The organism is Qipengyuania sp. SM2507 (genome assembly GCF_053714505.1).
The window spans coordinates 2,451,738-2,464,049 of sequence record NZ_CM132307.1 but is presented as its reverse complement, the minus strand read 5'-3'; the positions used below and the strand labels follow the sequence as shown (position 1 = coordinate 2,464,049).

At 63.5% G+C, this 12,312-nt stretch carries 11 protein-coding genes; 2 read left to right on the top strand and 9 right to left on the bottom strand.

Annotated features, from left to right (window positions below; all coding sequences use genetic code 11):
* Positions 1-35: 35 nt before the first annotated feature.
* From groL to ACWIKC_RS11970, 3 genes are all read right to left on the bottom strand, one after another.
* Positions 36-1,679, bottom strand: coding sequence for a chaperonin GroEL (gene groL / locus ACWIKC_RS11980; protein ID WP_454597724.1), 1,644 nt, complete (start codon positions 1,677-1,679; stop codon positions 36-38).
* Between the two features lie 53 nt (positions 1,680-1,732).
* A complete protein-coding gene (gene groES, locus ACWIKC_RS11975) occupies positions 1,733-2,020 on the bottom strand; it encodes a co-chaperone GroES (protein ID WP_067609626.1) in 288 nt (95 codons plus the stop codon).
* Positions 2,021-2,169: 149 nt separating this feature from the next.
* Positions 2,170-3,585 (bottom strand): MATE family efflux transporter, encoded by a 1,416-nt coding sequence (locus ACWIKC_RS11970; protein WP_454597723.1) that lies wholly within the window; start codon positions 3,583-3,585, stop codon positions 2,170-2,172.
* A 182-nt stretch (positions 3,586-3,767) separates the two neighbouring features.
* On the opposite strand from ACWIKC_RS11970, the gene ACWIKC_RS11965 reads away from it, so the two are divergent.
* Positions 3,768-4,310 (top strand): acyloxyacyl hydrolase, encoded by a 543-nt coding sequence (locus ACWIKC_RS11965; protein ID WP_454597722.1) that lies wholly within the window; start codon positions 3,768-3,770, stop codon positions 4,308-4,310.
* Positions 4,311-4,352: 42 nt separating this feature from the next.
* Here the strand turns inward: ACWIKC_RS11965 and ACWIKC_RS11960 are convergent, their stop codons facing one another.
* The 6 genes from ACWIKC_RS11960 to ACWIKC_RS11935 form a co-directional block, all read right to left on the bottom strand.
* Positions 4,353-4,739, bottom strand: a complete 387-nt coding sequence (locus ACWIKC_RS11960) for a hypothetical protein (RefSeq protein ID WP_454597721.1) — start codon at positions 4,737-4,739, stop codon at positions 4,353-4,355.
* Positions 4,740-4,877: 138 nt separating this feature from the next.
* On the bottom strand, positions 4,878-5,255 hold the full coding sequence (gene rplL / locus ACWIKC_RS11955) for a 50S ribosomal protein L7/L12 (protein WP_454597720.1): 378 nt from the start codon (positions 5,253-5,255) through the stop codon (positions 4,878-4,880).
* Positions 5,256-5,338: 83 nt separating this feature from the next.
* Positions 5,339-5,854, bottom strand: a complete 516-nt coding sequence (rplJ, locus tag ACWIKC_RS11950; protein ID WP_454597719.1) for a 50S ribosomal protein L10 — start codon at positions 5,852-5,854, stop codon at positions 5,339-5,341.
* A gap of 326 nt (positions 5,855-6,180) precedes the next feature.
* A complete protein-coding gene (locus ACWIKC_RS11945) occupies positions 6,181-6,438 on the bottom strand; it encodes a hypothetical protein (protein WP_454597718.1) in 258 nt (85 codons plus the stop codon).
* A 65-nt stretch (positions 6,439-6,503) separates the two neighbouring features.
* Positions 6,504-6,740, bottom strand: a complete 237-nt coding sequence (locus ACWIKC_RS11940; RefSeq protein ID WP_454597717.1) for a helix-turn-helix domain-containing protein — start codon at positions 6,738-6,740, stop codon at positions 6,504-6,506.
* Positions 6,740-7,321, bottom strand: a complete 582-nt coding sequence (locus tag ACWIKC_RS11935; RefSeq protein ID WP_454597716.1) for a DUF2975 domain-containing protein — start codon at positions 7,319-7,321, stop codon at positions 6,740-6,742. Before ACWIKC_RS11935 ends, ACWIKC_RS11940 begins: the two co-directional genes overlap by 1 nt.
* A 675-nt stretch (positions 7,322-7,996) precedes the next feature.
* Here ACWIKC_RS11935 and rpoB point away from each other — a divergent pair.
* Positions 7,997-12,196 (top strand): DNA-directed RNA polymerase subunit beta, encoded by a 4,200-nt coding sequence (rpoB, locus tag ACWIKC_RS11930; protein WP_454597715.1) that lies wholly within the window; start codon positions 7,997-7,999, stop codon positions 12,194-12,196.
* Positions 12,197-12,312: the final 116 nt, after the last annotated feature.

The following is a 12,312-nucleotide window of genomic DNA, read 5'->3' as shown; positions in this document are numbered from 1 at the left end:
ATCCCGCCGGGGCGGGAGCGCAGGCTTCGGCTGGCCTAGAAGCCCATGCCGCCGCCCATGCCGCCCATGTCGGGCATGCCGCCGCCCGAGGACTTGTCTTCGGGCTTGTCGGCGATGGCCGCTTCGGTGGTGATCAGCAGGCCGGCCACAGAGGCGGCGTCCTGCAGCGCGATGCGGACGACCTTGGTCGGGTCGATCACGCCGGCCTTGACCAGGTTCTCGTAGGTGTCGGTCTGCGCGTTGAAGCCCATCGACTGGTCGTTGCCGTCGTTGAGCTTGCCCGCGACCACCGCACCGTCGTGACCGGCGTTCTCGGCGATCTGACGGATCGGAGCCTGCAGCGCACGGCGGACAATGTCGATGCCGCGGGTCTGGTCGTCGTTCTCGCCTTCGAGACCGTCGAGCGCCTTGGCGGCATAGAGCAGTGCGGTACCGCCGCCCGGGACGATGCCTTCTTCGACCGCGGCGCGGGTCGCGTGGAGCGCGTCGTCGACACGGTCCTTGCGTTCCTTGACCTCGACCTCGGTAGCGCCACCGACCTTGATGACCGCAACACCGCCAGCGAGCTTGGCAAGACGCTCCTGGAGCTTCTCCTTGTCGTAATCGCTCGAGGTGTTGTCGATCTGGGTGCGGATCTCGTTGACGCGGGCCTTGATGTCGGCCTCGTCACCGGCGCCGTCGACGATGGTGGTGTTGTCCTTGTCGATGGTGACGCGCTTGGCTTCGCCGAGCATGCCCAGCGTGACGTTCTCGAGCTTGATACCGAGGTCCTCGGAGATCATCTCGCCCTTGGTCAGGATCGCGATGTCCTGCAGCATCGCCTTGCGACGATCGCCGAACCCGGGAGCCTTGACCGCTGCGACCTTGAGGCCGCCGCGCAGCTTGTTGACCACCAGCGTGGCCAGGGCCTCGCCTTCGATGTCTTCCGCGATGATCAGCAGCGGACGACCCGACTGGACCGCCGCTTCGAGGATCGGCAGCATCGCCTGGAGATTGGCGAGCTTCTTCTCGAAGATCAGGATGTAGGGGTTGTCGAGCTCGACCGACATCTTCTCGGGGTTGGTGATGAAGTAGGGGCTGAGATAGCCGCGGTCGAACTGCATGCCTTCGACGGTCTCGAGCTCGAATTCGAGGCCCTTGCTCTCGTCGACGGTGATCACGCCTTCCTTGCCGACCTTCTCCATCGCCTCGGCGATCTTCTCGCCGACTTCGCGGTCGCCATTGGCCGAGATGATCCCGACCTGGGCGATTTCGGCGGAACCCGAGACGTCCTTGGAACGGCTCTTGAGATCGGCGACGACCTTGGTCACGGCGAGATCAATGCCGCGCTTGAGATCCATCGGGTTCATGCCGGCCGAAACCGACTTCATGCCCTCGGTCACGATCGACTGCGCGAGCACGGTGGCGGTGGTGGTGCCGTCACCGGCGGCGTCGTTCGCCTTCGATGCGACTTCCTTGATCATCTGCGCGCCCATGTTCTCGAACCGGTCGGACAGTTCGATTTCCTTGGCGACGGTGACGCCGTCCTTGGTGATGCGCGGCGAGCCGAAGCTCTTCTCGATCACGACGTTGCGGCCCTTGGGGCCCAGCGTGACCTTGACGGCGTTGGCGAGGATATCGACACCCCGGAGGATGCCTTCGCGTGCGTCACGCGAGAATTTCACGTCCTTGGCAGCCATTGTGTTTTCTCCTGGAATTTGATTTCGTAGTGGAAAGCGGTGCGATCAGCGGATCAGGAAATGATCCCCATGATGTCGCTTTCCTTCATGATCAGAAGGTCTTCGCCATCGAGCTTGACCTCGGTGCCGGACCATTTGCCAAACAGGATGCGGTCGCCGGTCTTGACGTCGGGCTTGATGCGATCGCCGTCCTCGTTGTAGGCGCCTTCACCGACGGCGATGATCTCGCCTTCGCTGGGCTTTTCCTTGGCGCTGTCGGGGATGATGATACCGCCTGCGGTCTTCTCATCGGCTTCGATGCGACGGACCAGTACGCGGTCGTGCAGCGGACGAAATGCCATATTGTGACCTTCCTTTAAGAGGGTTGAATTGCAAGTTGGCACTCACGGTGTCGGAGTGCCAGCGAGCCGCATATGTGTATGCGCCCCCGGTTAGTCAACGGGGGTTCAGCCAAAAAACTGACCCGAGAGCCGACCCGTTCGTGCGCCGGTCAGGCTTCCCGCTCGGGGCGCTGCGTCAACCCCAGCGGGTCGCGGCGATGCCAGCGCCAGGTTAACAGCAGCGCCGCGCAGGTAAGCCCGATGGCGAGCCCGATCCACACCCCGACGCCCTCGAGCGGGGTGGCGAAACCCAGCACCATCGCGGTGCCGAAGCCGGGAACCCAATATGCGAAGCCGGCAATCCACATCGGCACGCGCGTGTCCTGCAAGCCGCGCAGCGCGCCGGCGGCCACCGCCTGCATCCCGTCGAACAACTGGAACCCCGCGGCGATCACGATGTATTTGAGCGCGAAGCCGACCAGCACCGCATTGGCCGGGTCCCAGGGATCGAGATAGATCGCGATCAGCGGCTTGGGGGCGATCACCATCGCCAGCGCGGTCAGGGCCATGAAGCCGGTGCCGATGACGATCGCGCACCAGCCTGCTCGCTGCATCCCCACCGGGTCGCGCGCGCCATAGAAATAGCCCACGCGGATCGTCGCCGCCTGGCCGATGCCGAAGGGCACCTGGAAGGCGAGCGCGGCAATCTGCAGCGCCACGGTGTGCGCGGCGAGCTGGCTGGCGCCGATATTGCCCATCAGGAAGGCCGCGGCGCCGAAAATGCCGGCTTCGGCGGTGATGGTCAGCGAGATCGGAGTGCCGATCTTGGTGATCGTCCAGGCGCGCGCCCAGTCGGGCGCCCACCAGCGCCCGAAGACGTGATAACGGTGCAACCGCCGGTCCATCCTGATCGCCAACACATAGGCGCCGAAGGTGAACAGCGAGGTGAGGATCGTGGCGATCGCCGCGCCGCGCAGGCCCAACTCAGGCGCGCCCAGATTGCCGAAGATGAAGGCGTAATTGGCCAGCGCGTTGATTCCGATCCCCAGCGCGGTGATCGCGGTGGCGAACACCGGCCGCCCCAGCGCGGAAACGAAATTGCGCAGCACATTGTTGAACAGCATCGGGATCATCGAGAAGATGATCACCCCGTTGTACTGGTTCGCGAGGCCGATGATGTTCTCGTCCTGACCGGTGACGCGCATCAGCGGGCCGAGCAGCAGGCAGATCCCCATCCCCAGCAGCCCGCTGATGACCGAGATCCACAATCCCATCCGCGTGGCGCGGCGCACAGTGCGCAGCGCGGGTGCGCGCTCGCCGAGCTCGGCGGCGATCACCGGGGCGACCGCGCCGGTCAGCCCCGAGAGCGCCCAAAGCACCATGCCGAACAGCGCCACCGCCAGCGCCGAAGCCGCGAGCTGCGCCTCGCCCAGCCGGGCGATGAAGATCACGTCGACCGCATAGGTCAGCATCTGCAACAGGTTCGCCGCCGCCAGCGGCCAGCTCAGCCGCAGCGTCGCAGCGATTTCGCCGCTCCAGCCTTCGCGTGCCGTGGGCAGGGGCTTGGGGGTGTGCGTCAGGGTCACGTTGGTCGTTGGAAGCCTGTTTTGGAATGGCGGCGGGGGCGCGCCGCGCCGCCCGGTCAGGACAGCCGGACCGGTTAGGCGCGGCGACAGGCCGGCGCAATCCGTATGGTCAAATCGCTTCAGCTTGGGGCAAGATGCGATGCAGCAGGGGCACATCCCCCTTGTCCGGAGACCATAACCCGATGCGCCTTTCGCTCGCCACCATCGTCCTGCTTGTTGGCGCAGGCGTCGCCGCGCCCGCCCAAGCGGGGGAGCTGTTCGGCGGGGGCTACGCCCATGCGGTCGACACCCCCTTCACCTTCGACACCGGGGAGGGCGGGGTGGACATCCAGATCGGCGTGCGCAGCGAGCCGATCGAGGCGCTGTCCTTCCTCGGCAAACCCGCCGCGCATGTCTTCGGTTCGCTCAATTCGCAAGCGGGCGGGACCGATTTCGTCGCCGCCGGCCTGTCCTGGAAAGTGGATCTCGGCCCGGTCTACATCCGCCCGGGCGTCGGCCTCGCGCTGCACAACGCGCCCGAGCTGCGCGTCGATCCGGCGACCCGCATCCGGACCGACCTTGGCAGTCGGGTCCTGTTCGAGCCTGAGATTGCCCTTGGCGTGCAAGTGTCGGAGCGCGTCTCGCTGGAAGCGAGCTGGGTCCACATCAGCAACGCCCGCCTGTTCAACCGCGAACAGAACCCGGGCATCGACATGATCGGGGTGCGGGCGGGAGTGAAGTTCTGAGCGGTGTCGATTATTGGGTGGGTAGCGGACAGCCGAAGCAGCTTACACGGCAGCGTATATCAGGCCGATCCCGGCAAGCGAGGACATTGGCGCTACAAGCCGGACCGCCGCAGGTTTGAAGCGGTCAGCCCACCATATTGCGTAAGCGGAGTGCCATCTCAGCGGCAGGACAAGCAGCACCAGCGAAGAGAGGATGATGAACCATCCGACAATCTCGAAGACCTGCGGTAGCTTGGAAGCCGGAGAGCTGAGGAGAATGGCGAGGCCGGCAATCAGCCGAAGCCCTTGCTCAGAATTGTTGATGGTTCGAGTGGAGGCTGTGAGGCGAAGTACTCGCAGAGCAGTGTCTGGCAAAAGCGCCATCAATGCGCCGACGCCAATCAACCACAGTCCCGCGGCCGCGGTCCCTGCCAGTGCGAGTTGCTCCATGGGCTGAGTATGGCAGCGGGGTCAATGTCCGCAAGTGGGTCGGTTGCGGTCATACTCTGGATACGAAAAGGGCGGCGCCTTGCGGCACCGCCCTCCCGATCACGGATGCTTCAAGACATCCGCAAAAGCTTGAAAAGCTTACTTGAGCTCGACGGTACCGCCGGCGGCTTCGATCTTGCCCTTGATCTCGTCGGCTTCCGCCTTGTTGACGCCTTCCTTGACCGGCTTGGGCGCGCCTTCGACGAGCGCCTTGGCTTCGCCCAGGCCCAGACCGGTGATGGCGCGGACTTCCTTGATGACCTGGATCTTCTTGCCACCGTCGCCGGTGAGGATCACGTCGAATTCGGTCTGCTCTTCGGCAGCGGCGGCGTCGCCGCCACCTGCGGCGGGACCGGCCACAGCAACAGCTGCGGCAGCGGAAACGCCCCACTCTTCTTCAAGTGCCTTGGCAAGCTCGGCGGCTTCCATGACGGTCAGTTTGCTCAGTTCTTCAACCAGCTTGGCGATATCGGCCATGATGTTTCACTCCAATTATATGGCGGGGCCGCGGACTATTCCGGAACGGCCCCATTTGAATTCGTGCAATCGCGTCGAACCGCTTATGCCGCTTCTTTGGCGCCGTAGACGCCGAAGACGCGGGCAAGCTTGGATGCGGGCTCGTTGACGACCCGGGCGATTTTGGTCGCCGGGGCATTGACGAGACCCACGATCGTGCCACGCAGCTGATCGAGGCTCGGCATCGAGGCGAGTGCCTTGATACCGGCTTCGTCCAGCACAGTCGCGCCCATGGAACCACCGACGATTTCCAGCCTGTCGTTGGTCTTGGCGAAATCCACCGCAACCTTGGCAGCCGTCACCGGATCGGTCGAATAGGCGAGGGCGGTTGGGCCCACGAGATATTCGTCGATACCGGTGTAATCGGTGTCTTTCAGGGCGAGCCTGGCGAGGCGGTTCTTCGCAACCTTGTAGGACGCACCGGCTTCACGCATCTTCATCCGCAATGCGGTGGATTGCTCCACCGAAAGCCCGAGGTTGCGGGTGACTACCACCACGCCGGCCTCGCTGAAGACCTCGTTGAGCTGGGCGACCGAATCGGCTTTCTGCGAACGATCCATGCCTTACTCCTTCACTATGGCCGCGCGCCGCATAGACGACCGCGCGACCGGCTCACGTTTCCCCATGCCGAACATCGACATGAGGGCAGTCCGTTGATGGGGAAGGAGGGCATGTGAAACATACCGGAACGCCGCCGATGGCGACGCGAAAATCTCGTTTCCCCGTCTAGGCTGGAAATTAAGAAGGCCGAACTGCCTTCACCAACGGTCTCGGACGGACGACCGGCGCACAAAAAGGCCCGCCGATCAGTGGCGGGCCTCTAGGGGATTGAGGGGGTTTGTCAACCGGGATCGCGGTCGAACGCGCCCCGGCTCACATCCTTCGATCATTCCGTTTCGACAGGTTCCATCGTCATGGGATCGGTCTCTACGTCATCCGCCATCGGCTCTTCGGCCATCATGGTGTCGTCCGCCATCATACCGTCGTTGGTGACGGTCGGATCGCTGGTGCCGACATCCATCGGCTGAACTGCATCGGCTTCCATCGAAGTGGTGTCGGTGCCGTCGATTTCCTCGCCGCTGTCGCAGGCGGCGAGCGTGAGCGCGAAGGGCAGGGCGGCGGCGGCGAAAATGGTCTTTCTCATGTTAAAACCTCCTTGGGGTTCGACCATAAAATGGCCACAATTACCGATGGTTCCCGATCGCAGACCTAGACTGGCTCGTCATAGCCCAGCAGGTCGCCGGGCTGGCATTGCAATTCGCGGCAGATCGCCTCGAGCGTGGAGAAGCGGATCGCGCGCGCCTTGCCGGTCTTGAGGATCGACAGATTGGCGAGCGTCAGCCCGACCCGCTCGGCCAGCTCGGTCAGCGTCATCCGCCGCTCGTGGAGCAGGTCGTCGAGTTTGACCCTTATGCGCTTACCCTCGGCCTCTTGCGGTGGCGCCATCAGATGGTGCCCTCCAGGTCTTCGCGCAGGACGATGCCATGGCGGAAGACCTCGGCAAGGATGAGGAAGACCAAGCCAAGCAAAAGGAACAGGACATCGAGAATCACCTGGTCCGATCCGGGAGTGCCTCCCAGCCACCACATCATCCATTGGACGGGTCCGAAGGCAACGATAAGGAACCATCCCATACGCGCGAGCCTGATCGCATTTCGGCTTGTAAAGGGGAACCCGCTTGATGCCGCCCGGACGATCAAAAACAATTGCAAAAAGAACGCAGCGAGCAGCAAAAAGATCGCTGCCACCATGGCGTGACCGACAAAGCGGGCAGCAAACAGCGAAATGCCAAGCGCCCTGCTAATCGCATAGTCCAGCTGAAGGCTGCCGAGCAGCACACGATAGGTTGTTTCGCCAGTTGCGGCATCATAGTCTGCCGGAACATAACCAAACCACAGGAATAATGCAGCGCCCAGAATCATGAAACCGATCGTCGCTGACAAGATAGTCTTTGCGATTGTGAAGGCGAGACGGTTGCGGAGGGAATAACGCATCACGCTGACCGATTTACAGCGGCGTTGGTCCATTGGCCGAATGTGAGCATGACTATCCTCCAGGATTTCGAACTGCGATATGCCCCCGCGCGCAGTTTGATATGCCCCCGCGCGCAGTTTATTGTCAATCAATATTATTGAAAAACAATATTCACCGCATCGATTATCAGTCAGGAGAGCGAGGGTGACACTAGGTGACAGGGGTGTCACCCATCGGGAGATAGATAACATTCGGTATTTCAATTGCTTGTGTGATACCGGGTGACAGATCCGGGGTAAGGGGGCGGGGCAAGAGGGGGGCGGGTCGTGATCCTCGCGGTCCGGTGCGGTCGGGTTTCTGATCGGAGACCCCCGGTGATGGGGTGGACGGGGTGGCTATCCTTCCTCGCCCGCGGCCGTGTAGGAAAGCGAAAAGCGGCGGGTAGGGCGTATCGCCGGCCCCGTTGACGAGACCGGCCTGCCCCCCTATATGCACCCCCGACCGCCCGCTTCGAGCAGGGCCGATTCATGCGCGGGGATCGGCCACGGGATTGGAAGCGGCGTTTCCATATCGCGACGTCCAGACAGGAGCTGCAGCAGCACCGGAGCCGGTGCGCCTTCGCTGCGGCCTTTCGGCGTCGCTATGGTGCTCAACGCCCACGAGACATGAAATCAGCCGGCGCGCATCCTGCGCAGGTCCGGCATCCAGGCAAAGGCGATACCCCCCTTATGGCTACCAAGGCGAAGGCGCCCCAGAAGAGCGCCGGCAAGACCACGACCCGTTCGGCAACCGAGGGTACGGCCAAGCGCCGCATCCGCAAGATCTTCGGCGATGCGCACGAAGTCGTCGAGATGCCGAACCTGATCGAGGTCCAGCGCGAGAGCTACGAGCAGTTCCTGCGCTCCGACAAGGAGAAGGACTACGTCTCCGGCCTGGAAAAGACCCTTCGCTCGGTCTTCCCGATTCGCGACTTCGCCGGCACCGCCGAGCTCGACTTCGTCCATTACGAACTCGAGCCGCCGAAATACGACACCACCGAATGCCGCCAGCGCGGGATCACCTACGCTGCGCCGATGAAGGTGACGCTGCGCCTGATCGTGTTCGAGGTGGACCAGGAAACCGAGACCCGCTCCGTGCTCGATATCAAGGAGCAGGACGTCTACATGGGCGACATGCCGCTCATGACCGGCAACGGCACCTTCATCGTCAATGGCACCGAGCGCGTCATCGTCAGCCAGATGCACCGTTCGCCCGGTGTGCTGTTCGACCACGACCGCGGCAAGACCCACAGCTCGGGCAAGTTGCTGTTCGCGGCGCGGATCATTCCCTATCGCGGCAGCTGGCTCGACTTCGAGTTCGATGCCAAGGACGTCGTCAACGTCCGTATCGACCGCAAGCGCAAGCTGCCCGTCACCTCGCTGCTGTTCGGCCTCGGGCTCGACAGCGAGGAAATCCTCGATATCTTTTATGACAAGGTGACCTGGAAGCGCGCCAAGGATGGCTGGCAGATTCCCTTCCAGCCCGACCAGTGGCGCGGCCAGAAGCCGGCCTTCGCGCTGATCGATGCCAAGACCGGCGAAGAAGTCTTCCCCGCCAGCCAGAAGATCAGCCCGCGCGCGGCCAACAAGGCGGCCAAGGACGGTCTCGAGACGTTGCTGCTGCCGACCGAAGAGATTTTCTCGCGCTATTCCGCTCACGACCTGATCGACGAGAAGACCGGTCGCATCTACATCGAGGCGGGCGACGAAGTCACCGCCGAGAACCTCGAGGCGATCGACAAGGCCGGGATCGACAGCATCGAGCTGCTCGACATCGACCACGTCAACGTCGGCCCGTGGATGCGCAACACGCTCCAGGTCGACAAGGCCGAGAACCGCGAAGAAGGCCTGGAAGCGATCTACAAGGTCATGCGTCCGGGCGAACCGCCGACGAAGGAAACCGCCGAAGCGCTGTTCGAAGGCCTGTTCTTCGATGCCGACCGCTACGACCTTTCCGCCGTCGGTCGCGTGAAGCTCAACATGCGTCTCGAGCTCGATGCCGAGGACACCGTCACGACGCTGCGCAAGGAAGACATCCTCGCGGTGGTCAAGGAGCTGGTGAACCTCAAGGACGGCAAGGGCGATGTCGACGACATCGACAATCTCGGCAACCGGCGGGTGCGTTCGGTCGGCGAACTGCTCGAGAACCAGTACCGCGTCGGCCTGCTCCGCATGGAGCGCGCCGTGAAGGAGCGGATGAGCTCGGTCGATGTCTCGACCGTGATGCCCAACGACCTGATCAACGCCAAGCCTGCGGTCGCCGCGGTGCGCGAGTTCTTCGGATCGTCGCAGCTCTCGCAGTTCATGGATCAGACCAACCCGCTGTCGGAAGTCACCCACAAGCGCCGCGTTTCGGCCTTGGGCCCGGGCGGTCTCACCCGCGAGCGTGCTGGCTTCGAAGTCCGCGACGTTCACCCGACCCACTACGGCCGGATCTGCCCGATCGAGACGCCCGAAGGTCCGAACATCGGCCTGATCAACTCGCTCTCGACCTTTGCCCGCGTCAACAAATACGGCTTCATCGAGACGCCCTATCGCGTCGTGAAGGACGGCAAGGTCTCCAGCGAGGTGATCTACCTCTCCGCGATGGAAGAGCAGAAGCACACCGTCGCGCAGGCATCTGCCGAGCTCAACGACGATGGCAGCTTTGCCGAAGAGCTGATCTCCTCGCGCCAGAACGGGGACAACCTCATGGCGCCGCGCGAGAGCATCACGCTGATGGACGTCAGCCCCAAGCAGCTCGTCTCGGTCGCCGCATCGCTCATTCCCTTCCTGGAAAACGATGACGCCAACCGCGCGCTGATGGGCTCGAACATGCAGCGCCAGGCCGTGCCGCTGGTCAAGGCCGAGGCGCCCTTCGTGGGCACCGGCATGGAAGAGACCGTGGCGCGCGATTCGGGTGCCGCCATCGCCGCCACGCGCGGCGGTGTGGTCGACCAGGTCGATGCCACGCGTATCGTCATCCGGGCGATCGGCGATGTCGAACCCGGCCAGTCGGGCGTCGATATCTACACGCTTCAGAAGTTCCAGCGTTCGAACCAGAACACCTGCATCAACCAGCGTCCGCTGGTGAAGGTGGGCGAGACGGTCGAGCCGGGCGACGTTATCGCCGACGGTCCCTCGACCGATCTGGGCGAGCTGGCGCTGGGCAAGAACAGCCTCGTCGCCTTCATGCCCTGGAACGGCTACAACTACGAGGATTCCATCCTCATCTCCGAGCGCATCGTGAAGGACGACGTCTTCACCTCGATCCATATCGAGGAATTCGAAGTGATGGCGCGCGACACCAAGCTGGGCCCGGAAGACATCACCCGCGACATTCCCAATGTCGGCGAGGAAGCGCTGCGCAACCTCGACGAAGCGGGCATCGTCTACATCGGCGCCGAAGTTCACCCCGGCGATATCCTGGCGGGCAAGATCACGCCCAAGGGCGAAAGCCCGATGACGCCTGAGGAAAAGCTCCTCCGCGCGATCTTCGGCGAGAAGGCCTCCGACGTGCGCGACACCTCGCTGCGTCTGCCGCCCGGCGTTGCCGGCACGGTGGTCGAAGTGCGGGTGTTCAACCGTCACGGTATCGAGATCGACGACCGTACCCGCGCGATCCAGAACGAGGAAATCGAGCATCTGCGCAAGGATGCCGCGGACGAACGCGCCATCCTCAACCGCGCGACCTACAACCGTCTGCGCGACATGCTGATGGGCCAGATTGCTTCGGCCGCTCCCAAGGGCGTCAAGAAGGGTGGCGAGATCGACGAAGCACTGCTCGAAGGCATCGAACAGCACGAATGGTTCAAGTTCGCGGTTGCCGACGATCAGCGCCAGATCCAGATCGAGGCGGTCAAGTCGCAGTACGACGAAGCCGTCAACATCATCGATGCCAAGTTCGACGATCGCAAGGAGAAGCTCGAACGCGGTGACGAACTCGCCCCGGGCGTGCTCAAGATGGTCAAGGTCTTCGTCGCGGTGAAGCGCAAGCTGCAGCCGGGCGACAAGATGGCCGGCCGTCACGGCAACAAGGGCGTCATCAGCCGGATCCTGCCGCAGGAGGACATGCCGTTCCTCGAGGACGGGACCCCGGTCGATGTCGTGCTCAACCCGCTCGGCGTGCCCTCGCGCATGAACGTCGGTCAGATCTTCGAGACGCACCTTGGCATGGCGGCGCGCGCGTTCGGCCAGCAGGTCACCGCGTCGCTGGCGGAATGGCGCGAAGCCAATCCGGATCCGGAGGCGGCCCAGCCGCCCGAGGCCGTCCGCGACAAGTTGAAAGAGGTCTATGGCGAAAACTACCACGAGACGATCGACACGCGATCGGACGAGGAAGTGGTCGAACTCGCCAGCAATCTCTACCTCGGCGTGCCCATGGGCACCCCGGTGTTCGACGGTGCCCGCGAAGGCGACGTTACCTCGCAACTCCTCCAAGCCGGGCTCGACAGTTCGGGCCAGTCGGTCCTTTACGACGGCCGCACCGGCGAGGCTTTCGACCGCAAGGTCACCGTGGGCATCATCTACATGCTCAAGCTGCACCACCTTGTGGACGACAAGATCCACGCGCGTTCGATCGGTCCCTACAGCCTCGTCACCCAGCAGCCGCTGGGCGGTAAGGCGCAGTTCGGCGGCCAGCGCTTCGGCGAGATGGAGGTCTGGGCGCTCCAGGCCTACGGCGCCGCCTACACGCTGCAGGAAATCCTCACCGTGAAGTCCGACGACGTGATCGGCCGGACCAAGGTCTACGAGGCGATCGTCAAGGGTGACGACACCTTCGAAGCCGGCATTCCCGAGAGCTTCAACGTGCTCGTCAAGGAAATGCGCAGCCTCGGCCTCAATGTCGAACTGACCTCGCTCGACGACGGTAGCGAGGACGACGACGGCCTGAAGATCGCGGCGCAATAGGCAATCTTCCTCTTCCCCTCGGGGGAGAGGGTCGCGGAGTGGGGGCAGTCCCCCGCTCCGCGCGGAAATGACAGGCCCCACCCCAACCCTCCCCTGAGGGGGAGCGGCTAAGGAAA